We start from the raw sequence: 22,574 nt of genomic DNA, 5'->3' as shown, positions 1-22,574 counted from the left end.
CCGGCGCCCCCGGCGCGGCGAACCCGCAGCCCGAGGCTGCCCCCGCACCCGGCCCGCAGGCCGGATACGGCTTCCCACAGCCCGGCGCGGCAGCCCAGCAGCCCGAGACCCCTGGCGCGATGAATCCGCAGGCCGGATACGGCTTCCCACAGCCCGGCGCGGCAGCCCCACAACCCCCCGCACAACAGCCCGAGACTCCGGCCGCCCCGGCGCCCGACGCCCCGGCCGGCTACGGCTTCCCGCAGCCCGGCGCCGCCCCGACGCCCCCGGCCCAACCTGCCGGTTACGGCTTCCCGCCCGCCGGCGCCCCCGGCGCGGCGAACCCGCAGCCCGAGGCTGCCCCCGCACCCGGCCCGCAGGCCGGATACGGCTTCCCACAGCCCGGCGCGGCAGCCCCGACGTCGGCTCCGCAGCCCTCTGCGCAGCCCCAGCCCGACACTCCGCCCGCCCCGGCGCCCAGCGCCCCCGTCGGCTACGGCTTCCCCCAGCCGGGTGCCGCCCCGGCCCAGCCCGCCGGTTACGGCTTCCCGCAGCCCGGGGGCCACGGCGCGGCAGCCCCCCAGCCCCCGGCCCAGCAGCCCGAGAGTGCTCCCGCTCCCGACGCGCACGCCGGGTACGGGCTCCCCCAGCCCGGCGCGGCGGTTCCGCAGCAGCCCTTCGGGCAGGCTCAGCCCGGCACCCCGCCCGTGCCCGGCCCGCAGGCCGGTTACGGCTTCCCTCAGCAGCAGCCCGGTGTGCCGCCGCAGCAGCCCGTCGATCCGCGTACCGGGGCTGCCTGGCCGCAGCCCATCCAGCACGACCAGCGGCAGCCGACCAACCCCGGTGCGGCGCCCCTCGGTTACACCGCTGCCGTGGAGCTGTCCTCGGACCGGCTGCTCAACAGCAAGAAGCAGAAGGCGAAGAGCAGCCGCCCGGCGGGCGGTGGTTCGCGTTTCAAGCTGGGCGGGAAGAAGGAGGAGGCCGAGCGGCAGCGGAAGCTGGAGCTGATCCGTACGCCGGTGCTGTCCTGCTACCGCATCGCCGTCATCAGCCTCAAGGGCGGCGTCGGCAAGACGACCACGACCACCGCCCTCGGCGCCACCCTCGCCACCGAGCGGCAGGACAAGATCCTCGCGATCGACGCCAACCCGGACGCCGGTACGCTCGGCCGCCGTGTGCGGCGCGAGACCGGGGCCACCATCCGTGACCTCGTCCAGGCGATCCCGTACCTCAACTCGTACATGGACATCCGGCGGTTCACCTCCCAGGCGCCGTCCGGTCTGGAGATCATCGCCAACGACGTCGACCCGGCCGTGTCCACGACGTTCAACGACGAGGACTACCGGCGCGCGATCGACGTGCTCGGCAAGCAGTACCCGGTCATCCTCACCGACTCCGGTACGGGTCTGCTCTACAGCGCCATGCGCGGCGTGCTGGACCTCGCCGACCAGCTGATCATCATCTCCACGCCGTCCGTGGACGGTGCGAGCAGTGCCAGTACGACGCTGGACTGGCTGTCCGCGCACGGGTACGCGGACCTCGTCTCGCGGTCCCTCACCGTGATCTCCGGAGTGCGCGAGACCGGCAAGATGATCAAGGTCGACGACATCGTGGCGCACTTCCAGACCCGGTGCCGGGGCGTGCTCGTCGTGCCGTTCGACGAGCACCTGGCCGCCGGTGCGGAGGTCGACCTCGACATGATGCGGCCGAAGGTGCGGGAGGCTTACTTCAACCTCGCGGCGCTGGTCGCCGAGGACTTCGTACGGCATCAGCAGTCGCACGGTCTGTGGACCTCCGACGGCAACCCGCCGCCGGTCGCCGCCCCGCCGCTGCCGGGCCAGCCCTTCCCCGGCCAGCCCGTTCCGGGTCAGCCCATGCCCGGACAGCCCATGCCCGGACAGCCCATGCCAGGTCAGGCCGTCCCCGGTCAGCCGGGCCCGTACCCCCAGCAGCCGCAGCCCGGACAGCCCCCGGCCCAGCCCGGCCACCCGTACCCGCAGGTCCCGGGCCAGCACTATCCCCCTCACCCCGGCCGGCAGTAAGGCACCACAGCCGAGCGGCCCCTTTCGAGGGGCCGCTTTCGCGTGCGGGGCCGGAATCCGCCGTCAGGCCCTGGCCAGCAATGCGTCAGTGATCTGGACCAATGAACGCACCATGTGCGTCAACTCGTTGTTTCCGCAGGCCACATGGGGTGTTCGCGCCGTTGACGCCCGCAGTGGTCGCTGATAGACACACTCATCACTCATCTGATCAACCCGTCCTTCCCGTGCGAGCGATGACGTGAGGTCAGCGACCATGGAAACGAACGATCAGTACGGCGGTCAGCACCGCGCCCCGGGCCGCGCCCGGCTCGTCATGGCGGCCGGCGCCGCCGCGCTCACCCTCAGCGCCGGGCTCGCCACCCCGCTCGACCCGGCACCGCAGCAGGCGCGGGCGGCCGACGACGGCGCCAAGGTGCTGACCGTCGCGGTGGCGCAGAGCGTCGACTCGCTCAGCCCGTTCCTGGCGGTACGGCTGCTCAGTACGAGCATCCACCGGCTCACCTACGAGTACCTGACGAACTACGACCCCGAGGACAACCACGTCATCCCCGGCCTGGCCACCAAGTGGGAGTCGTCGCCGGACAAGCTGACCTGGACGTACACCATCCGCTCGGACTCCGCGTGGTCGGACGGCGAGCAGGCCACCGCCGAGGACGCGGCCTGGACGTTCAACACGATGATGACGGACCCCGGCGCGGCCACCGCGAACGGCAGCTACGTCGCCAACTTCGAGAAGGTGACCGCGCCGAGCCCCACCGAGCTGGTCATCGAGCTGAAGAAGCCGCAGGCCACGATGGTGGCGCTGGACGTGCCGATCGTGCCCAAGCACGTGTGGGAGAAGGTCGGCGACTACTCGAAGTTCAACAACGACAAGGACTTCCCCGTCGTCGGCAACGGGCCGTTCGTCCTCACCGACTACAAGGCGGACAGCTATGTGCGGCTGAAGGCCAACCAGGACTTCTGGCGCGGGTCACCCAAGTTCGACGAACTGGTCTTCCGCTACTACAAGGACCAGGACGCCGCGGTGTCGGCGCTGCGCAAGGGTGAGGTGTCGTTCGTCGCCGGGTCGCCGTCCCTGACGCCCGCCCAGACGGACGCGCTGAAGAGCGAGAAGGACATCCGGGTCAACGACGCGCCGGGACGCCGCTTCTACGCGCTGGCCACCAACCCGGGCGCCAGGGCGAAGAACGGCGAGGAGATGGGTGACGGACACCCCTCGCTGCTCGACCAGCGGGTGCGCAACGCGCTGTTCATGGCGGTGGACCGGAAGACCATCATCGACAAGGTGTTCCAGGGGCACGCCGTGGAGGGCGCCGGCTACATCCCGCCACGCTTCTCGCAGTACTTCTGGGAGCCGTCGGCCGACCAGGAGCTGGCGTACGACCCGGCGGAGGCGGCCCGGCTCCTCGACCGGGCCGGCTACCGGAAGAACGGTGACGGCAAACGGGTCGGCAAGGACGGCGAGCCGATCGACTACCGCGTGCTGTGCCACGCCACCGACCCGAACGACAAGGCGGTCGGCCAGTACCTCGAGGAGTGGTGGGGCGACCTCGGTATCGGGGTGACGCTCAACTGCCTGGACAACGTGACCGATCCCTGGCTCGCCGGTGAGTACGACCTCGCCTTCGACGGCTGGTCGGTCAACCCGGACCCCGACTTCGTGCTGTCCATCCACACCTGTGCGGCACTCCCGGCGACCCCGGAGGAGACCGGCGCGACCGACAACTTCATCTGCGACAAGACGTACGACGAGCTGTACGCGCGGCAGCTCGCCGAGTACGACGCCGGCAAGCGGGCGGACATCGTCAAGCAGATGGAGTCGCGGCTGTACGACCTCGGGTACATGAACGTCATGGCGTATCCGAACGCGGTCGAGGCGTACCGCACGGACCAGATCGAGTCGATCACCACCATGCCGGTGAGGGCGGGCAACATCTACGGCCAGGACGGCTACTGGAGCTGGTGGTCGGCGGTGCCGGCGGACTCCGGTGACGGGGGCGGTGATTCGTCGTCGACGGGTGTGGTCATCGGGATCGTCGCGGGTGTCGTCGTCCTCGCGGGGCTGGGGGGCTTCGCGGCGATGCGGCGACGGGCCACGGCCGAGGACCGCGAGTAGGCGGCGGACGGACACCCATGACCGCTGACGCGACATCCGCATCGGTGGGGGGCACGGGGGCCTCCGGTCCGGCGAAGGACGGACCCGGACCGGAGGCTGCCCACGGGCCACGCGGGCCACGCGACGGCCGTGTCACCACCGCGTATCCGCGCTATGTGGCGGGCAAGCTCGCCGGTGCGGCCGTGTCCCTGCTCGCCGTCCTCGTCACCAGCTTCTTCCTCTTCCGGCTGATCCCCGGCGACCCGGTGAAGTTCATGACCGGCGGCCGCCAGGTGTCGGCCGAGCAACTGGCCACGTACCGGGAGCAGTTCGGGCTGGACCTGCCACTGTGGCAGCAGTTCACCGACTACTGCGGCAAGGCGCTCACCGGTGATCTGGGGACGTCGTACCAGTTCAACGCGCCGGTGGTCGACAAGATCACGGAGGCGCTGCCGAACACGCTGCTGCTCACCGGCACCGCCTTCGTCCTCTGCACGGCGCTCGGGATCGTCCTGGGCACCCGGTCGGCGTGGCGGCACGGGCGGCTCGGTGACAGGCTCAACACCGGGCTGGCGCTGACGCTGTACTCCCTCCCCTCCTTCTGGCTGGGCCTGCTGCTGATCACCACGCTGTCGGTGGGGATCGGGCCGCTGCCGGGGCTGTTCCCGACCGGTGGCATGGAGTCGGGCGGGGAGGAGGGCTTCGCGTACGTCGTGGACGTGGCGCACCACCTGGTGCTGCCGGTGCTGACGCTGGTGGCCGTGGATTACGGGCAGACGCTGCTGGTGACGCGGTCGGCGCTGCTGGACGAGATGGGCAGCGACTATCTGACGACCGCGCGGGCCAAGGGGCTGCGCGACGACCTCGTACGGCGTCGGCACGCGGTGCCCAACGCGCTGCTGCCGACCGTGACGCTGATCTTCATCAACCTCGGGCGGACGGTGGCCGGTGTGATCCTGGTGGAGACGGTCTTCTCCTGGCCGGGTCTGGGAGGGCTGTTCTACCAGGCGCTGAGCGTGCCCGATCTGCCGCTGGTGCAGGGGCTGTTCTTCGTGTTCGCCGCCGCGGTGGTCGTGATGAACACGCTTGCCGATCTGATCTATCCGCTGTTCGATCCCCGGGTGGGCCGATGACGACCGAGAAGACTCCGGGCGCGCGCCCCCGCGCCCTGGCGTGGCAGCGGCGCCGGGCCTCGGCCGGACGGTTCTGGCGGCAGTACCGCACGCACCGGGCCGGCCTCTTCGGCCTCGCCACGCTGGCGCTGTTCGCGCTGCTCGCGCTGGCCGCTCCGCTGGTCGTCGGCTCCGACGTGGCCGACGTGACCGGCGCGCCGGGCAGCCCGCTGGAGCGCCCGAGCGCGGAACTCCCCTTCGGGGCCGACCGGTTCGGGCGGAACCTGCTCGGCCTGGTGATCTGGGGCGCGCGGGTGTCGCTGCTGGTGGGGCTGCTGGCGGCCGTGCTGTCGGTGGCGATCGGCACGGTGATCGGGGTGACGGCGGGGCACTTCCGGGGCTGGTACGCGACGGTGGTGATGCGGATCACCGACTGGTTCCTGGTGATGCCGACGCTGGTGTTGGCGATCGCGCTGGCCACGGTGATGTCCCGCTCGCTGCTGACGATCGTCGTGGCGATCGGGGTGACGACCTGGCCGACGACGGCCCGGCTGGTGCGGGCGCAGACGCTGGCGGTGGAGACCCGGCCGTACATCGAGCGGGCGCGGGCGCTCGGCGGCGGGCACTGGCACATCATGTCCCGGCATGTGCTGCCCAATGTGATGCCGCTGGTGCTGGCGCAGACGACGCTGATCATCTCCTCGGCGATCCTGGCGGAGGCGACACTGGCCTTCCTGGGGCTCGGCGATCCGACGGTGGTGTCGTGGGGCGGGCTGCTGCAGGACGCCCGGGAGGCGGGTGCGGTCAGCGCCGGGCACTGGTGGTACCTGGTGCCGCCGGGCATCGCCATCGCCGTGGTGGCGTTGGCGTTCACACTGTGCGGACGGGCCGTGGAGTCCGTCCTCAACCCCAGGCTGGGGGTGTCCCGTTGAGTCTGCTCGACGTCAGAGGGCTGACGGTCACGTACGCGGGCGGGGCGGCCGCCGTGCGCGGGGTGGACCTACGGCTGGACGCGGGCCGCAAGCTGGGGCTCGCCGGGGAGTCGGGCTGCGGCAAGTCCACCCTGGCGCTGGCGCTGTTGCGGCTGCTCCCGGCCGGGACCCGGGTCGGCGGGGAGATCCTGCTGGACGGCGAGGACGTACTGGCCATGAAGTGGGGCCGGGTTCGGGCGGTCCGCTGGGCCGGGGCATCCATCGTGTTCCAGGGTGCGATGCACTCCCTCAACCCCGTACGGCGCATCGGCGACCAGATCGCCGAGCCGATCCTGCTGCACCGGAAGGCCACCCCGGCCGGGGCGCGGAAGAGGACCGGGGAGCTGCTGGAGCACGTCGGTCTTCCGGCCGCCCGTGCGGCGGCCTACCCGCACGAGTTGTCCGGCGGTCAGCGGCAGCGCGTCATGATCGCCATGGCGCTGGCCTGCGATCCGCGGCTGATCATCGCCGACGAGCCGACGACCGCGCTGGATGTGATGATCCAGGCGCAGATCCTGCGGCTGATCGAGCGGCTGGTCGCGGACCAGGACGTGGGACTGATCATGATCAGCCATGACCTCGCGGTGCTCGCCGGCACCTGTGACCGGCTCGCGGTGATGTACGCGGGCCGGGTGGTCGAGGAGGGCCCGGCGGGAGAGGTGTACGAGGCCGCCCGCCACCCCTACGCCCAGGCGCTGTCGGCCGCGTTCCCACGCATCGGCGACCCGGCGTCGCGCTTCGCGCCGCGTGGCCTGCCGGGCGATCCGCCGGACCCGGCGACGCTGCCGTCGGGCTGCACGTTCCATCCACGGTGCCCGGTGGCGCTGGACTCCTGCGCCACGGAGGACCAGCCGCTCCGGAACGCGGGCCCGAGCCGGCGGGCGGCGTGCGTACGGGTCACCACGGCGGCCGAGCCGGCCGACGAACCGGATTCCCCACGGGAGACCCCGACCGATGGCTCGGCCGCGCGGCAGGACACGGCGGACGGTGGTCCGGATCCCCGTCGAAACACAGCGAACGACAGCCCGGACCCCCGTCGAGACACAGCGGACGACAGCCCGGACCCCCGTCGAAACACAGCGAACGACAGCCCGGACCCCCGTCGAAACACAGCGAACGACAGCCCGGACCCCCGTCGAAACACAGCGAACGACAGCCCGGACCCCCAGCCGAGCAAGGCAACCGACGACTCCGACACCCGACACGGCACAGCAACCGACGGACCCGCCCCCCAACCGAACGCGACAGCCGGCGCACCGGACCCCCAGCGGAGCGCGGCAGCCGGTGACCCGGGGTCCCTGGAGGAAGCGAGGCCCAGTACCCCATGAGCACCTCCACCACTCCCCTCCTCAGCGCTCAGGGTCTGCGCGTCGCCTTCCCGGGGCGGCACGGTGCCCCGGCCGCCCGGGCCGTGGACGGTGTCGACCTGGACATCCGTCCCGGTGAGATCGTCGCCCTGGTCGGCGAGTCGGGGTGCGGCAAGACGACGCTGGCCCGCGCCCTGCTGGGTCTGGTCGAGCCGACCGCGGGCCGGGTCACCTTCGACGGACGGCCGCTGGAGTACTCCGGCCGCTCCCTGAAGGCGTACCGCAGGCGCGTGCAGCTGGTGCTGCAGGACCCGAGCGGCTCGCTCAACCCACGGCACACGGTGTACGACGCGGTGGCCGAGGGGCTGCGTATCCACGGCCACGGCGGTGACGAGCGGGCCGCGGTCGCCGACGCCCTGTCCCGGGCCGGGCTGCGCCCGCCGGAGCGCTTCTTCCTGCGCTATCCGCACGAGTTGTCCGGCGGTCAGCGGCAGCGCGTGGTGATCGCGGGCGCGCTGGTGCTGGAGCCCGAACTCCTCGTCGCCGACGAGCCGGTGGCCTCGCTGGACGCGTCCGTACGCGGGGAGATCCTGGCCCTGCTGCTACGGCTGCGCGCCGAGCTGGGCCTGTCCGCGCTGGTCGTCACGCACGACCTCGGACTGGCCTGGAACATCGCCGACCGGGTCGCGGTGATGTACCTGGGCCGGATCGTGGAGACCGGGGCGGTGGAGCAGGTCCTGACGGCCCCTCGGCATCCGTACACCCGGGCCCTGCTGTCGGTCCTCCCCGAGGCGCCGGGCGAGCCGGTGGTCCTCACGGGTGAGCCCCCGGACCCGTCCCGTGTCCCGTCCGGCTGCCGGTTCCATGCCCGCTGCCAGATCCTGGCGGGCGGCGAGGCGGACCGGGCGGGGGTGGCGGAGGCGTGCCGGGGCCGGGACCCGGAGATCCTCGACGGGGGCGGCGCGGCCCAGGTGGCGTGCCACTGGGCGCACGCCCGGAAGAGCTGACCGGTTACGGCTTCCCGGCCGTGGCCACGAGGTCCTTGCAGCGCTCGACGTCCTCGGCCATCTGCTCCAGCAGCGCCTCCAGCGTGTCGAACTTCGCCTGGCCGCGCACGAAGGCCAGGAAGTCGACGGCGACATGGAGGCCGTACAGGTCGAGGCCGACGCGGTCGATGGCGTACGCCTCGACCGTGCGCTCGGTGCCGTCGAACTGGGGGTTGGTGCCGACGGAGATCGCGGCCGGCATGGCCTCGCCCTGGGCGTGCAGCCAGCCGGCGTAGACACCGTCGGCGGGGATCGCGGTGTGCGGGAGGGTCTCGACGTTGGCCGTGGGGAAACCCAGGTCGCGGCCGCGCTGGGCGCCCCGGACGACGACGCCCTCCACCCGGTGCGGGCGGCCCAGGATCTCGGCGGCGCCCTCGACCTCGCCCTCGGCGACCAGGCGGCGGGTGAGCGTGGAGGAGAACGGCTCGCCGCCGCCCGCCTCACCGCTGACGTACAGGTCGACGACCTCGACGTCGAAGTCGTAGACCCGGCCCTGCTCGGCGAGGAACTCCACGTTGCCCGCGGCCCTGTGGCCGAAGCGGAAGTTGGGGCCCTCGACGACCGCCTTGGCGTGCAGCTTGTCGACCAGCACCTTGACGACGAAGTCGGCGGCGGACAGCTTCGAGAACTCGGTGGTGAAGGGGAGGATCAGAACCGCGTCGACGCCGAGGCCGGCCATGAGTTCGGCACGCCGGTGGTGCGGGGCGAGCAGCGGGGGGTGGCTGCCGGGGCGGACGACCTCGCTGGGGTGCGGGTCGAAGGTGACGACGACGGCGGGGACGCCGAGCTCCCGGGCGCGGTCCACGGCATGCCGGATGATCAGCTGGTGTCCGCGGTGGACTCCGTCGTAGGAGCCGATGGTGACGACGCTGCGCCCCCAGTCCTGGGGGATGTCCTCCAAGCCACGCCAGCGCTGCACTGTGCCTGCTCCTTGTCGAAACCTTGTCGAACGAACCCGAGTCCGTGGACTTCTCTGCGCAGCTCTAAGGGTGCCATGCCGTGTGACGGGGACCCGCATCGGCATGGGGGCTGTGTGACGGGGTGCACGTGCCGGCCGGGCGGGGTCAGGCGGGGACGACCGCTCCGGCCAGGTCCTCGACGGTCCGGCGGGTGGCGGGCCCGATCAGCGCGGACCACTCGCGTGGGGCGTCCGTCAGCCAGCCGGCCACGGCGGCGGCGAAGCCCGGCACATGGCTGCCCAGGTCGGCCAGACAGCGGTCGAAGCGGGTGGCGCCCTCCGTGGTGCGTGCGAGGAGCAGCCCGGTGCGGTGGACGAGGACGCGCGGCTCGGGGCCGGTGTTGCGGGCCGCGGCGCGCAGTACCGCCTCCAGGACGGCGGGGTCGGACTCGCGGGCGAGCAGGGTGTCCAGCAGTTCGCGGCGCAGCGGGCGGGAGGCCGGTGTGCCGGGGCCGGCGAGGATGCCGGCGAGGGCCACCCGGAGCGGTTGCGGGCCGCCGTCGAGCAGGCCGGTGAGCAGGGTCCTCAGTACGGCACGGGCGGCCGGGCCCCGCTCCAGCCGTCCGTCGGCGTACGCGGCCACCTGTCCCGTCAGCTCCGGCCGCCGCTCCACCGTCTCCCTTACGAGTGCGGCGACCTGGCGGGCCGGGGCGGGCGGGGTGGCGTCGGCGAGGGCGCGGAGCGTCTCGCCCGCGCTGGCCCCGCCGAGCCTGGCCCGGAAGGCGTCGAGGACGGGCTCCGGGTGGGTGGCGAGGGCGGGGGTGAGCGCGCTCGGCGGGAGGTGGGGGTCGCCGGCCGCGAAGCGCTCCAGGGCCCGCGGGAGGTGGCGGTCCCTGCTGTTCGGGTCGCGGATCAGGAGGGTGAGGGCGCCGCCGTGCAGCTCGCGGTCGGTGGTGCGGACGAGGACGGCGAGCGCCGCGTACCTCAGCAGGGTGCGGTCGGTGTCGTCGCGCGCGTACGGCGCGACGAGCAGGCCGTAGGCGACGGCCGTGGCCCGGCGTGCGGGTCGTCCGTCCTTCGCCCACCGGTCGACGGCCCTGCACATCGCGGCGGGCTCCTCCTCCGTCAGCACGGTGAGCAGTTGGTCGGCCCGCCGGTGCGCGCTGTCGGCGAGCGCCTCCGTCAGCGCGTCCGGGGCCGCGTGCCTGTGGGTGTGCAGCAGCGCCTGCGCGGCGGTCGCCACGGTCGCGTGCGGGGTGGCGGGCAGCGGCCGCTCGTCCTCGAACCAGCGGATGAGGTACGGCAGTACGGCGACGGGGTCGGCGGCGAGCAGCCGCGCGGTGGCGTCGAGGAAGCGGGGCCCGTTCTCGCACGGGGGGCCGTCGGCGTGGACGAGCCGGCGCAGCAGTGCGCACCGCGTCTCCGGCGGCAGCCGGAGAGCGGTCCAGAAGGCGGGCCCCAGCTCCGGCGGCGCGCCCCGTCGTTGCTCCCGCCAGGCCACGAGACGGTCGGCCAGCAGCCGCAGCACGTCCGTGTACGGCGTCGCGTCGGCCACGCGCGCGAGGGTCCCGCCGAGCAGACGGGCGGCCCACCAGGAACCCGGATCGGCATCGAGGGCGTGCACCAGATCCGTGAGCCGTGTGGAGAGCCGCCGGCTGCCGTGCCGCCGCGCGAGGAACAGCAGGGCCTCGACGACGACACCGATGCGGTGGTGCGGGACGGGGGTGCCGGCCGGAAGGACGGTTTCGGCGCCGGGGGCGGCCGGGAGGAGGCCGACGGCGGGCAGCGCCGGGCGTCCGGCAGCCACGCCGCCCCCACCGTCATCGGCCGTCACACCGCTGTGGTGGAAGAGGCGATCGTCAGCAGGCCGGTAATCGGTGTCGGCGACGGCCCAGGGATCGGGACCGGCAACGGTCCAAGGGTCGAAAGCGACAGCAGGCAGACCACGACGGTCACCAGCCGAACCGGCCCAGCGACCGGACAGCGGAAGAGCCCCCTCAACGGCACCCCGGCCGCCGGAAGCAGAGGTGGGCCCCGGGGTACGGCGTCCGTCGGCCCTGCGGCCGGGCAGCGGAAGCAGACAGTCAGCGGCGTCCCGGCCGCCGGAAGCAGCGGCGGACCGGGGCCTGTCCCCGGGCAGCGGGAAGCCGTCCTCGGCGGCGGCCGGCCGCGGGGCGCGCCCGCCAGGAGCGACCGGAACAGCACGACGTCCGTCCGCCGCACCGGTCCTACGGCCGGACGACGGAAGAGCCCCCTCAGCAACATCCCGGCCACCGGAAACGGCGGCGGACCGGGGCCTGTCCCCGGGCAGCGGGAAGCCGTCCTCGGCGGCCGGCCGCGGGGCGCGCCCGCCGGGAGCGACCGGAACAGCACGACGTCCGTCCGCCGCACCGGTCCTACGGCCGGACGACGGAAGAGCCCCCTCAGCAACATCCCGGCCACCGGAAACGGCGGCGGACCGGGGCCGGCCGCCGGGCAGCGGGAAGCCGTCCTCGGCGGCGGCCGGCCGCGGGGCGCGCCCGCCAGGAGCGACCGGGGTGGCGGGGGCGGTGTGGACCAGGGCGCGCAGGGCGTCGTCCACGTCGAGGTGGGTGCCGTGGAGCCAGTCGGCCAGCTCCTCGTCGGCGAACCGGTAGCCGGTCGTCCCGGCCGGGACGAGGAGCCCCTCGGCGAGCACGGCCGAGGCCCAGCCGGTGCCGCCGCCGAGCCGGGCGGGGGCGGCCCCCCGGGGGAACACCGCGTCGAACGTCTCCCGGTCCAGCCCGCCCGCCCCGAGGCTGCGCCGGGCGGCCTCGTGCACCTGTCCGGCGACCTTGGCGGCGAGCCGGCGTACGGCGGTGCCGCGGATCCCGTTCCCGTCGGCGAGGCGGACGGCGATCCGCAGGCACATCAGGTCCAGGTGGGCGGAGAAGACGTCGTCGCGGTCGACGGGGGCGTCGGGGGCGGTGTCGGCCTGGGCGGACCGGATGTCCGCGAGCATCCGCAGGGTCAGGGGGTGGCGGGCGTCGGCGTCGGCCAGCGCGCCCTCGGGGACGCCGTGGCGGGCGCGCGCCCGGCGGGCCTCCTCGGCGGTGAGGTCGCCGAGGGCCACACAGGCGGGGAGCCCGTCGGGGCGGGGCGCACCGGCGTGCAGCAGCTCTTCCGGGAACCCCGCCTCCTCCCAGTACTCCGCGCGGCACGCGACCACCATCCGGGCCCCCGTCGCCCGCAGCCACCGCACGGTCCCGGCGGTCCACTCGGCCGGCCTGTCGAGCAGGATCTCCTCGGGTCCGTCGAGGAGGAGCAGCAGGGGGTGGCCGGCCGTGCGGGCGAGTCCGGCCAGGTGCTCCGGGCTCACGTCACCGAGGGTGTCCGGGCCGGCCGGGAACGGGGCGCGGGAGGCCGCGACGAGGGCGGCGGCCCGGTCCAGTGCCCGGCGGGCGGCGTCCGCGACCGAGCCGTCGCCCTCGTCCAGGTCGGCACCGCGCAGCCGGAGCGTGGGCCGGCCCGCGCGGTGCCGGCGGGCGGCGAGCGCCGCGAGCTGCGTCGTACGACCACTGCCGGGCGGCCCGACCAGGCCCAGCACGGCGGCCTCGCCCCGCTCGAACGCGGCGAACTCCGCGAGCACGGCGGACCGGTCGACGGGCCCCACATCACCGGTCGGCCCGTCCCGCCCGGCCGAGGAGCCCCCCGCACCCACAGCAGACCCCACACCACCAGCCGACCCATCCCCTCCGGCCGAGGAGCCCCCCGCACGCACCACAGACCGGCCGACAAGCCCCACGCCACCAACCGCCCCGCCCCACCCGGCCGAGGAGCCCCCCGCACGCACCACAGACCAGCCGACAAGCCCCACGCCACCGCCCGGCCCACCCCACCCGCCCGAGCCGGCCGTGAGCTGCACCACCCCGGCGAGGTTGAGGTCGGCTCCGTGGGCCGGGACCGTGGCCGTGTTCTCGGTGAGCAGTTCGGCGAGCGGGCCCTCGGCGGGGGCCCGGGGAGGCAGTCGTACGGCGAAGCCCTCGGCGCGGTCGTCCGAGTGGAGCGCGGTGCCGAGGACGCCGAGGACGGTGCCGGTGGTGGCGTCGAGCACCGGGCCGCCGGCGGCGCCGCCGCCGAGCCGCAACGCGTCCCGGCCCGCGGTGCCGACCGCCAGTTCCAGGGCGTCACCCAGTGCGTACGCGCGGTCGGTGGCGGTGTAGGTCACGGGGCCCGTTCCCAGCACGCGCGCCTCGCGCCAGCCTCCGGCGGGGATCCGCACATAGGTGCCGGGCCGGACGGTGCGCCGCGTGGTGACCGGCAGCGGTGCGACGCCGAGCCCCTCGCTGCGGACGAGGGCCAGGCCGAGCGCGGGCAGCGGGGTCACCGCGTCCGCGGTCACCACGCACTGGCGGCCGGCCGCCGCGTGCAGCACGATCCGGGGCAGACCGTCGACCGCCTCGTGACTGGTGATCACCGTGCCGTGGTGATCGGCCACGAAGCCGGTGCCGCGCGGCCGGCCGGCGAGGTCGTGCAGCCGGACCAGGACGTCGCACAGGCCCGGAGCGTCGTCCGGGGTCTCCCGTTCGTGACGGGGTTCGTATTCGTAGGGGGACGGCATCGTCGAGCCTCCCGTCGCGCATCCGTGCCCTTGGCTGCGACAGTAGGGCCGGGACGATCAGCGGGACAGATCGCCCGGTGAACGCGCCCCCTTCCGCTCCCCCGGTTCACTCCGAGCGCCCGCACTTACGGGTGAACAGGCGGGGGTGGATGGATACACCCTGGAGGTGGGGGAACCGAGGGGGACCGTGGAGCGGCGGCATGTCCATCCCCGTGCCGCCGCTCCACGGGCGGACCCGCCCGCGTGTCAGCCGAAGACGGCCAGGCTCTTGGCCTTGCCGCGCTGCTCCTCGACGAGGGCCAGGAAGCGGCGCTCGGGGCCGAACACGGCCACGGCTCCGGAGCCGGCGTACTCCTCGGGCATCTCGAGGCGTACCCCGTTGGCGAGCAGCCTGGCCCGCCGGTCGTCGACGTCCCAGCGCGGGAACGCGGCCGTGGCGGCCTCGGCGATCGGCATCACCGTCAGCTCCTGCTGGAGCTGGTCCAGCGTCTTCGCGGAGTCCAGCCTGTACGGGCCGACGCGGGTGCGGCGCAGCGCGGTGAGGTGCCCGCCGACGCCCAGTCCCGCGCCCAGGTCGCGGGCGAGGGCGCGGATGTAGGTGCCGGAGGAGCAGACGACCGACACCACCAGGTCCAGCACCGGGGTGCCGTCCTCGGCGACCGCCTCCCGGACGTCGTACACGGAGAACGAGGAGACGGTGACCGGCCGGGCGGGGATGTCGAACTCCTCGCCCTCCCGGGCCCGCTTGTAGGAGCGCACCCCGTTGATCTTGATGGCGCTGACCTTGGACGGCACCTGCATGATGTCGCCGGTCAGCCCGGCGACGCCGGCGTCGATGCCCTCGCGGGTGACCGCGGAGGCGTCGGTGGAGGAGGTGATCTCCCCCTCGGCGTCGTCGGTGAGCGTGTCCTGCCCGAGCCGGATCGTGCCGAGGTACTCCTTCTCGGTCAGCGCGAGGTGGCCGAGGAGCTTGGTCGCCCTCTCGACGCCGAGGACGAGGACGCCCGTCGCCATCGGGTCGAGGGTGCCGGCGTGGCCGACGCGCCGGGTGCGCGCGATGCCGCGCATCTTGGCGACCACGTCGTGCGAAGTGAAGCCCGACGGCTTGTCGACGATGACAAGGCCGTCGGGCGTGGTGGGCTTCCGGTTCATTCGGCGGTGTCGTCCGTCTCGTCGTCTTCCGGCTTGCGGTACGGGTCGGCCCCGCCGGCGTACGCGGCGCCCGCGGACGCCTCGCGCACCTTCGCGTCGGACTGGCGCGCCCGGTCGAGGAGGTCCTCGATGTTGCGTGCCGTGTCCGGGAGCGCGTCCATGACGAAGGCCAGGGTCGGCGTGAACTTCACGCCCGCCGCCCGGCCCACCTCGGAGCGCAGGACGCCCTTGGCGCTCTCCAGGCCCGCCGCGGCGGCCTTGCGCTCCTCGTCGTCCCCGTACACCGTGTAGAAGACGGTCGCCTCCCTGAGGTCACCCGTGACCCGGGTGTCCGTGATGGTGACGTGCGAGCCGAGCCGCGGGTCCTTGATCCCGCGCTGCAGCTTCTGGGCCACCACCTCTCGGATGAGGTCCGCCAGCCTTTTCGCCCGCGCGTTGTCGGCCACTGGTCCGTCTCCCGTTCTTTCCTGTCTGCGTATCTCTGGGCTGTGGTCGTCAGTCGTCTTCACCGTGGAAGCGCCGCCTGACGGACAGCAGTTCCACCTCCGGGCGCCCGGCGACCAGCCGCTCGCAGCGGTCCAGTACGTCGGTCAGGTGCCCCGCGTCGCCGGACACCATGGCCAGGCCGATGACCGCCCGGCGATGGAGGTTCGTGTGATCCACCTCGGCCGCGCTCACCGCGTACTTGCGCTGGAGTTCGGCGACGATCGGGCGGACGACGGAGCGCTTCTCCTTCAGCGAATGTACGTCGCCGAGGAGGAGGTCGAAGGACAGCGTCCCCACATACATGTGCAACCGGTTCACCCGCCGGTACGGGATCGATGGCCCCGCCATCCGTGGTGGGCAGGGACATCAGAACCGTACATCGAAGGGGGCGCGGCGATCGACGGATATTGTGCTCCGCCGGCCGTGCGCCCGCACACACGCGCCGGCCGGCGGGACCCGGGTGGGTCCCGCCGGCCGGTACACACCGTGGGGTGTTACACCCGCGGCTTCTCGCGCATCTCGTACGTCGCGATGACGTCGTCGACCTTGATGTCGTTGAAGTTTCCGAGGTTGATACCGCCCTCGAAGCCTTCGCGGATCTCGGTGACGTCGTCCTTGAAGCGACGCAGGCCCACGATGTTGAGGTTCTCCGCGATGACCTTGCCATCGCGCAGCAGGCGCGCCTTGGTGTTGCGCTTGACCTCGCCGGAGCGGATGAGAACACCCGCGATGTTGCCCAGCTTGGACGAGCGGAAGACCTCGCGGATCTCCGCCGTACCCAGCTCGACCTCTTCGTACTCCGGCTTGAGCATGCCCTTGAGGGCCGCCTCGATCTCCTCGATCGCCTGGTAGATGACCGAGTAGTACCGGACGTCCACACCCTCGCGCTCGGCCATCTGCGCGGCACGCCCTGCGGCGCGCACGTTGAAGCCGATCACGATGGCGTCGGAGCCCATCGCCAGGTCGATGTCGGACTCCGTGACCGCACCGACGCCGCGGTGCAGGACGCGGATGTCGACCTCTTCACCGACGTCCAGCTGGAGCAGCGAGGACTCGAGTGCCTCGACCGAACCGGAGGCGTCACCCTTGATGATCAGGTTCAGCTGCTGGATCTCGCCGGCCTTGAGCACCTTGTCCAGGTCCTCCAGCGACACGCGACGCGTGCGCTTGGCGAACGCGGCGTTGCGCTCACGGGCGGCGCGCTTCTCGGCGATCTGACGGGCCGTACGGTCCTCGTCCACGACGATGAAGTTGTCGCCCGCACCCGGGACGTTGGTCAGGCCCAGGACCTGGACCGGCGTCGACGGGCCCGCCTCGGCGACGTTGTTGCCGTTGTCGTCGAGCATGGCGCGCACGCGGCCGTAGGCGTCGCCCACCACCATCGTGTCGCCGACCCGCAGCGTGCCTCGCTGGACGAGGACGGTCGCCACGGCACCGCGGCCGCGGTCGAGCCGGGACTCGATCGAGATGCCCTGCGCGTCCTGCTCCGGGTTGGCCCGCAGGTCGAGCGAGGCGTCCGCGGTGAGGATGACGGCCTCGAGGAGGCTGTCGATGTGCAGACCCTGCTTGGCGGAGATGTCGACGAACATGGTGTCGCCGCCGTACTCCTCGGCCACCAGGCCGTACTCGGTCAGCTGACCGCGCACCTTGGTCGGGTCGGCACCCTCGACGTCGATCTTGTTGACCGCGACGACGATCGGGACCTCGGCCGCCTTGGCGTGGTTGAGCGCCTCGACCGTCTGCGGCATGACGCCGTCGTTGGCCGCGACGACCAGGATCGCGATGTCCGTCGACCGCGCACCACGGGCACGCATGGCGGTGAACGCCTCGTGACCCGGGGTGTCGATGAAGGTGATCCTGCGCTCTTCCTCGTTGACCTCGGTCGCGACCTGGTAGGCACCGATGTGCTGGGTGATGCCGCCGGCCTCGCCCGCGATGACGTTCGTCTTGCGGATGGCGTCGAGCAGTCGGGTCTTACCGTGGTCGACGTGACCCATGACGGTGACGACCGGCGGACGGACCACCAGGTCCTCCTCGTCGCCCTCGTCCTCGCCGAACTCCAGGTCGAAGGACTCGAGCAGCTCGCGGTCCTCCTCCTCCGGGCTGACGATCTGAACCGTGTAGTTCATCTCGCCCGCGAGGAGCTGGAGCGTCTCGTCGGAGACGGACTGGGTCGCGGTGACCATCTCGCCGAGGTTCATCATGACCGCGACGAGCGACGCCGGGTTGGCGTTGATCTTCTCCGCGAAGTCGGTGAGCGACGCACCGCGCGACAGGCGAATGGCTTCGCCGTTGCCGCGAGGCAGCATCACGCCGCCGACCGACGGGGCCTGCATGGCCTCGTACTCCTGGCGCCTCTGCCGCTTCGACTTGCGGCCACGACGCGCGGGACCACCGGGACGGCCGAAGGCGCCCTGCGTGCCACCGCGGCCACCGGGACCGCCGGGACGGCCACCGAAGCCGGGACGGCCACCGCCGCCGGCGAAGCCACCGCCGCCACCGGGACGACCGGCGAAACCGCCGCCGCCACCGGGACGACCGGCACCGCCGCCGCCACCCGGACGACCGGCGAAACCGCCGCCGCCACCGGGACGACCGGCACCGCCGCCGGGACGACCCGCACCGCCCGGACCGCGGCCACCGGGGCCACCGCCGGGACGCGGGCCGGCAGCGGGACGCTGCGGCATCATGCCGGGGTTCGGACGCGGACCGCCGGGGCCGCCGCCGCCGGGACGGGGACCGCCCTGCGGACGCGGCATCGAGCCCGGGGTCGGACGCTGCCCGCCCGGAGCCTGCGGACGCGGACCGCCGCCCTGGGCACCGGGGGCCTGCGGACGGGGACCGGCACCGCCGGGACCGCCGGGACCACCCGGGCCGGGACGCGCGCCCTGCGGGCGCGGAGCCTGCGGACGGGCCATGCCGGTGGAGCCACCGGAGGTGAAGGGGTTGTTACCGGGACGCGGACCGGCCGGGCGACCGCCCGGACGCGGTGCGCCGCCACCGGGACGCTGACCCTGACCGGCCGGACGGCCCTGGCCGCCCTGACCCTGACCACCCTGACCGGCGGGACGACCACCGGGCTTGGGTGCACCGGGACGCGCGCCGCCGGGCTTCGGGCCGGACGGAGCCGGAGCCGGGGCCGCCGCCGCGGGCGGGGCCTGGAACTCCGGGGCCGCCGGAGCCGGACGCGGCGCGGGGCGCGGGCCCGGACGCGGACCGGAGGCCGCCGGCGCGGGCGCCGACGGGGTCGACGGAGCCGCCGGCGGCTGGGCCGCGGCGGGCTTGGGGGCTGCCGGCGGCTTCGGGGCAGCCGGACCCGGACGGGCCGCCTGCGCCGGGGACGGCGCGGCGGGCCTGGGGGCCGCCTTGCGGGGCGCGCCGGGCTTCGCGGCGGACTTGCCGTTGCCCCCGCCCTGCTGGAAGGCGTCGGTCAGCTTGCGTACTACGGGCGCTTCGATGGTCGAAGACGCCGAACGGACGAATTCACCGAGTTCCTGGAGCTTGGCCATGACGACCTTGCTCTCCACACCGAACTCCTTGGCGAGTTCGTAGACCCGGACCTTAGCCACTTCGCTCCTCTGAGGTCCGGGTTGCGTCCGGACCGTCGCTAGTTCATGGGCGTACTCATCGCGTACTCATCGAGTGCTCATCGCAATCTCGACCTGCTTTCGACTCGCGAGGTACCAGACCGCACGGGGACTTCCGTGCGGCATGTTCTTGCGTGTTGCCTGGCCAGCCGGCGGAGAGCCGCTGCTCAGCAACCTTGTGCCTGCTCGACGTAGAGGCGCAACGCCTTTACGTCGAGCGGTCCCGGGACGCGGAGCGCCCGTGGGAACGCCCTGCGGCGCACCGCCTGGTCGAGACAGACCGGGACGGGGTGCACATACGCGCCCCGGCCGGGCAGCGTACCGCGAGGATCGGGGACGCACGCGTCCTCGATCACCACGATGCGCAGCAGCTCGTTCTTGACCGCTCGCTCCCGGCACCCCACGCAGGTGCGCTCGGGGCATACGCCAGCACGTGTCCGGCCAGACACTCCCTAGTCTACCTCCCCGCGCCGACCTCACCCCTTTGGGGCAAGAATCGAACACTTGCCGCGCGCAAAGCTGTCGTGATCTCAGCGACCTGCGGCTTGGATCTATTCCCCGGTCTGTTCCGCGGTCTGTTCCGTGTCCGGCCGGATGTCGATCCGCCAGCCGGTCAGCCGGGCGGCGAGACGGGCGTTCTGCCCCTCCTTGCCGATCGCCAGGGACAGCTGGTAGTCCGGCACGATGACCCGGGCGGACCGGGCGGCCATGTCGACGATCTCCACCTTGGAGACCCGGGCCGGCGACAGCGCGTTCGCCACCATGTCGGCCGGGTCGTCGGACCAGTCGACGATGTCGATCTTCTCGCCGTTCAGCTCGCCCATGACGTTGCGCACCCGGCCGCCCATGGGGCCGATGCAGGCGCCCTTGGCGTTCAGGCCCGAGCGGGTGGAACGTACGGCGATCTTGGTGCGGTGGCCGGCCTCGCGGGCGATGGCGGAGATCTCGACGGACCCGTCGGCGATCTCCGGCACCTCCAGGGCGAAGAGCTTCTTCACCAGGTTGGGGTGCGTGCGCGACAGGGTGACGGACGGGCCGCGCACCCCCTTGGCCACCCGGACGACGTAGCTGCGCAGCCGCATGCCGTGCGGGTAGGTCTCGCCGGGCACCTGCTCCTGCACCGGCAGGATGGCCTCCAGCTTGCCGATGTCGACCAGCACGTTCTTCGGGTCGCGGCCCTGCTGGACCACTCCGGTGACGATGTCGCCCTCACGGCCGGCGTACTCGCCGAGCGTCGCGTCGTCCTCGGCGTCGCGCAGGCGCTGCAGGATGACCTGCTTGGCCGTGGTGGCGGCGATACGGCCGAAGCCGGACGGGGTGTCGTCGAACTCGCGGGCCTCCTGGCCCTCCTCGAGGTCCTGGGGGTCCTCCTTCGCCCACACGGTCACATGTCCGGTCTCCCGGTTGAGCTCCACGCGCGCGTGCCGGCGGCTTCCCTCGGTGCGGTGGTAGGCGATGAGGAGGGCCGATTCGATCGCTTCGACCAGCAGGCCGAGGGAGATCTCCTTCTCCCTCACCAAGAGCCGAAGTGCACTCATGTCGATGTCCACGATTACGCCTCCTCTTCCTTCTCGTTGTCCTTGCGGTTGAACTCGACCTGGACGCGCGCCCTGGTGATGTCGTCGAAGGCGAGTCTGCGTGCGGTGGCCTTGCGGCCCTTCACTCCGGGCACCTCGAGGTCGAGACCCTCGTCGTCGGCCTCGATGATCCTGGCGACCAGTTCGCCGCCCTCGGCGAGCTGGAACCGGACCAGGCGGCCGGTGGCGCGCGCGTAGTGCCGGTGCTCGGTGAGGAGGCGCTCCGCGCCCGGGGTGCCGACCTCGAGGGTGTACTCCGCGCTGCCCATCGCGTCCGTCTCGTCGAGCTTCGCCGAGAGCGCGCGGCTCACATCGGCGATCCGGTCGAGGTCCGCTCCGGTGTCGGAGTCGACGACGACGCGCAGCACACGCTTGCGGCCGACCGCGTCCACGGCGATCTCTTCGAGATCCAGGCCCTGGGAGCTGACGAGCGGTTCCAGAAGTTCTCGAAGCCTCTCGCTCTGGGTGGTGCTCATCCGGGTGACTCCTCGGCCGCGTGTGCTGTTGTGGGACGGTGCGCGTGTCTGGTCAAAGGGTATCCGGTCGCGGAGGGTGTTGCTGTCCACCCGGTCACGGAGGGTGCCGCTGGGCGCTCCCGCGCGGGCGCACGGGTACGGTGATCACGGGCCCCGGCCCGCCCTTTTCCGTCGCCACGTTCGTACGAGCTTCCGAGGACGTCTGCCGTGTCGTTCCCCCTGTCTCCGCGCGCCCGTTCGGGGCCGCGCAGAAGGAGTCTGCTCGCCGTCGCCCCGGCGGCCCTGCTGGTGGCGGGCTGCTCCGCCGGGTCCGAGGACCCCGGTGCCTCCGGCGGCAGCCGTCCCTCGGCCGCCGACCGGGCACGCGCGCGTGCGGCCCGGGACAGCAGGGAGCTGGCCGAGCGGTACGACGCGGTCGTGGCCGCGCATCCGAAGCTGGCCGGTCGGCTGCGTCCGCTGCGCGCGGAGGTCGTACGGCACGCGGAGGCGTTCGGGGAGACGGCGGAGCCCTCGCCGTCACCGTCGTCGCCGTCGTCCGGGACGGGCTCGCCCTCGGCCTCCGCGTCGGCCGCCGTGCCCGCCGTGCCCGCCGTGCCCGCGAAGGAGAAGGACGCCCTCGCCGGACTCGCCGCCGCCGAGCGGGAGCTCGCCGACCGGCGCGCGAAGGCGCTGCTCGACGCGCCGGGCGAGCTGGCCCGGCTGCTGGCCTCGGTCGCGGCGGCCGGCGCGGCGCATGTGTATCTGCTGACGGAGGCATGAGGGTGAGCGAGTCGCGCGAGGCGAAGGACCGGGAACTGCGGGCTCTCCAGGCCGCGCTGGCGGCGGAGCACGCTGCGGTGTACGGCTACGGGGTCGTCGGCGGACGGATCGGCAAGGACCGGCGCACCGAGGCACGGACGGCGTACGACGCGCACCGGGCGCGCAGGGACGCGCTGGTGCGCACGGTGAAGGACGCGGGGGGCGCGCCCGTCGCCGCCGCCGCGGGGTACGCGCTGCCGTTCCCGGTGCCGGACGCGGCGGCGGCGGTCCGGCTGGCGGCGGAGCTGGAGGACAGGGTGGCCGGGGTGTACGCCGATCTGGTGCGCGCGAGCGGCGGCGAGCGGCGGCGGGGGGCCGCCGAGGCGATGCGGGAGGCGGCGGTGCGGTCGGTGCGCTGGAACGGCGAGAGCGTAGCCTTCCCTGGGCTCGCCGAGCGGGACGGTACGGCTTCGGGGACCCCGGCGCCGACGGCGTGACGGGCGGCGGGCACCGCGTACAGCAGGAAGGG

Annotated in this window: 17 protein-coding genes; 8 read left to right on the top strand and 9 right to left on the bottom strand. The window is 73.3% G+C overall.

The window, feature by feature from the left end:
• The 6 genes from ACIA6T_RS13430 to ACIA6T_RS13405 all read left to right on the top strand — a co-directional run.
• Positions 1 to 2,021 (top strand): AAA family ATPase (locus ACIA6T_RS13430; protein ID WP_399446649.1); only part of this gene is annotated, 2,021 nt, incomplete at its 5' end.
• A 253-nt stretch (positions 2,022 to 2,274) separates the two neighbouring features.
• Complete coding sequence (locus tag ACIA6T_RS13425; RefSeq protein ID WP_399446648.1) at positions 2,275 to 4,137, top strand: ABC transporter substrate-binding protein; 1,863 nt, start codon at positions 2,275 to 2,277, stop codon at positions 4,135 to 4,137.
• A 17-nt stretch (positions 4,138 to 4,154) separates the two neighbouring features.
• A complete protein-coding gene (locus tag ACIA6T_RS13420; protein ID WP_399446647.1) occupies positions 4,155 to 5,249 on the top strand; it encodes an ABC transporter permease in 1,095 nt (364 codons plus the stop codon).
• The gene (locus ACIA6T_RS13415) at positions 5,246 to 6,160 is read left to right on the top strand and encodes an ABC transporter permease (protein ID WP_399446645.1); all 915 of its coding nucleotides are present in this window, start codon (positions 5,246 to 5,248) and stop codon (positions 6,158 to 6,160) included. The genes ACIA6T_RS13420 and ACIA6T_RS13415 overlap by 4 nt, the downstream gene beginning before the upstream one ends.
• Positions 6,157 to 7,527 (top strand): oligopeptide/dipeptide ABC transporter ATP-binding protein, encoded by a 1,371-nt coding sequence (locus ACIA6T_RS13410; protein WP_399446644.1) that lies wholly within the window; start codon positions 6,157 to 6,159, stop codon positions 7,525 to 7,527. Before ACIA6T_RS13415 ends, ACIA6T_RS13410 begins: the two co-directional genes overlap by 4 nt.
• Positions 7,524 to 8,513: an oligopeptide/dipeptide ABC transporter ATP-binding protein gene (locus tag ACIA6T_RS13405; RefSeq protein WP_399446643.1), complete on the top strand. Its 990-nt coding sequence runs from the start codon at positions 7,524 to 7,526 to the stop codon at positions 8,511 to 8,513. Before ACIA6T_RS13410 ends, ACIA6T_RS13405 begins: the two co-directional genes overlap by 4 nt.
• A gap of 4 nt (positions 8,514 to 8,517) precedes the next feature.
• On the opposite strand, the gene ACIA6T_RS13400 is transcribed toward ACIA6T_RS13405, so the two are convergent.
• From ACIA6T_RS13400 to rimP, 9 genes are all read right to left on the bottom strand, one after another.
• Positions 8,518 to 9,471 carry a bifunctional riboflavin kinase/FAD synthetase gene (locus ACIA6T_RS13400; protein WP_399446642.1) on the bottom strand — a complete coding sequence of 318 codons (954 nt, stop codon included), beginning with the start codon at positions 9,469 to 9,471 and terminating at the stop codon, positions 8,518 to 8,520.
• Positions 9,472 to 9,616: 145 nt separating this feature from the next.
• On the bottom strand, positions 9,617 to 14,029 hold the full coding sequence (locus tag ACIA6T_RS13395; RefSeq protein ID WP_399446641.1) for a serine protease: 4,413 nt from the start codon (positions 14,027 to 14,029) through the stop codon (positions 9,617 to 9,619).
• A gap of 246 nt (positions 14,030 to 14,275) precedes the next feature.
• On the bottom strand, positions 14,276 to 15,181 hold the full coding sequence (gene truB, locus ACIA6T_RS13390) for a tRNA pseudouridine(55) synthase TruB (RefSeq protein ID WP_399446640.1): 906 nt from the start codon (positions 15,179 to 15,181) through the stop codon (positions 14,276 to 14,278).
• On the bottom strand, positions 15,178 to 15,627 hold the full coding sequence (rbfA, locus tag ACIA6T_RS13385; protein WP_399446639.1) for a 30S ribosome-binding factor RbfA: 450 nt from the start codon (positions 15,625 to 15,627) through the stop codon (positions 15,178 to 15,180). Before rbfA ends, truB begins: the two co-directional genes overlap by 4 nt.
• A 49-nt stretch (positions 15,628 to 15,676) precedes the next feature.
• Positions 15,677 to 15,970, bottom strand: a complete 294-nt coding sequence (locus tag ACIA6T_RS13380) for a DUF503 domain-containing protein (protein ID WP_344564220.1) — start codon at positions 15,968 to 15,970, stop codon at positions 15,677 to 15,679.
• 191 nt (positions 15,971 to 16,161) lie between these two features.
• On the bottom strand, positions 16,162 to 19,236 hold the full coding sequence (gene infB / locus ACIA6T_RS13375) for a translation initiation factor IF-2 (RefSeq protein WP_399446638.1): 3,075 nt from the start codon (positions 19,234 to 19,236) through the stop codon (positions 16,162 to 16,164).
• 185 nt (positions 19,237 to 19,421) lie between these two features.
• Positions 19,422 to 19,703, bottom strand: coding sequence for a YlxR family protein (locus ACIA6T_RS13370; RefSeq protein WP_399446637.1), 282 nt, complete (start codon positions 19,701 to 19,703; stop codon positions 19,422 to 19,424).
• A 102-nt stretch (positions 19,704 to 19,805) separates the two neighbouring features.
• Entirely contained in the window at positions 19,806 to 20,804 is a 999-nt protein-coding gene (gene nusA, locus ACIA6T_RS13365; RefSeq protein WP_399446636.1) for a transcription termination factor NusA, read from the bottom strand.
• Between the two features lie 2 nt (positions 20,805 to 20,806).
• Positions 20,807 to 21,307, bottom strand: a complete 501-nt coding sequence (rimP, locus tag ACIA6T_RS13360; RefSeq protein ID WP_399446635.1) for a ribosome maturation factor RimP — start codon at positions 21,305 to 21,307, stop codon at positions 20,807 to 20,809.
• Between the two features lie 207 nt (positions 21,308 to 21,514).
• Between rimP and ACIA6T_RS13355 the strand changes: the two genes are divergently transcribed.
• Both ACIA6T_RS13355 and ACIA6T_RS13350 read left to right on the top strand, forming a co-directional pair.
• Positions 21,515 to 22,066 carry a hypothetical protein gene (locus tag ACIA6T_RS13355; protein ID WP_399446634.1) on the top strand — a complete coding sequence of 184 codons (552 nt, stop codon included), beginning with the start codon at positions 21,515 to 21,517 and terminating at the stop codon, positions 22,064 to 22,066.
• Complete coding sequence (locus ACIA6T_RS13350; RefSeq protein WP_399446633.1) at positions 22,063 to 22,542, top strand: ferritin-like domain-containing protein; 480 nt, start codon at positions 22,063 to 22,065, stop codon at positions 22,540 to 22,542. The genes ACIA6T_RS13355 and ACIA6T_RS13350 overlap by 4 nt, the downstream gene beginning before the upstream one ends.
• The last annotated feature ends 32 nt before the right edge of the window (positions 22,543 to 22,574 follow it).

This window comes from Streptomyces sp. NPDC051740 (genome assembly GCF_044453165.1).
Lineage (GTDB): Bacteria > Actinomycetota > Actinomycetes > Streptomycetales > Streptomycetaceae > Streptomyces > Streptomyces atrovirens.
This window is presented reverse-complemented; position numbering and strand designations above follow the sequence as displayed.

What these genes read in the sequence shown, in the direction of transcription:
- ACIA6T_RS13425 (WP_399446648.1), top strand. Translation starts at nt 2,275, where the DNA reads ATGGAAACGAACGATCAGTACGGCGGTCAGCACCGCGCCCCGGGCCGC.
- ACIA6T_RS13420 (WP_399446647.1), top strand. Translation starts at nt 4,155, where the DNA reads ATGACCGCTGACGCGACATCCGCATCGGTGGGGGGCACGGGGGCCTCC.
- ACIA6T_RS13415 (WP_399446645.1), top strand. Translation starts at nt 5,246, where the DNA reads ATGACGACCGAGAAGACTCCGGGCGCGCGCCCCCGCGCCCTGGCGTGG.
- ACIA6T_RS13405 (WP_399446643.1), top strand. Translation starts at nt 7,524, where the DNA reads ATGAGCACCTCCACCACTCCCCTCCTCAGCGCTCAGGGTCTGCGCGTC.
- ACIA6T_RS13395 (WP_399446641.1), bottom strand. Translation starts at nt 14,029, where the DNA reads ATGCCGTCCCCCTACGAATACGAACCCCGTCACGAACGGGAGACCCCG.
- truB (WP_399446640.1), bottom strand. Translation starts at nt 15,181, where the DNA reads ATGAACCGGAAGCCCACCACGCCCGACGGCCTTGTCATCGTCGACAAG.
- ACIA6T_RS13380 (WP_344564220.1), bottom strand. Translation starts at nt 15,970, where the DNA reads ATGTATGTGGGGACGCTGTCCTTCGACCTCCTCCTCGGCGACGTACAT.
- rimP (WP_399446635.1), bottom strand. Translation starts at nt 21,307, where the DNA reads ATGAGCACCACCCAGAGCGAGAGGCTTCGAGAACTTCTGGAACCGCTC.
- ACIA6T_RS13350 (WP_399446633.1), top strand. Translation starts at nt 22,063, where the DNA reads ATGAGGGTGAGCGAGTCGCGCGAGGCGAAGGACCGGGAACTGCGGGCT.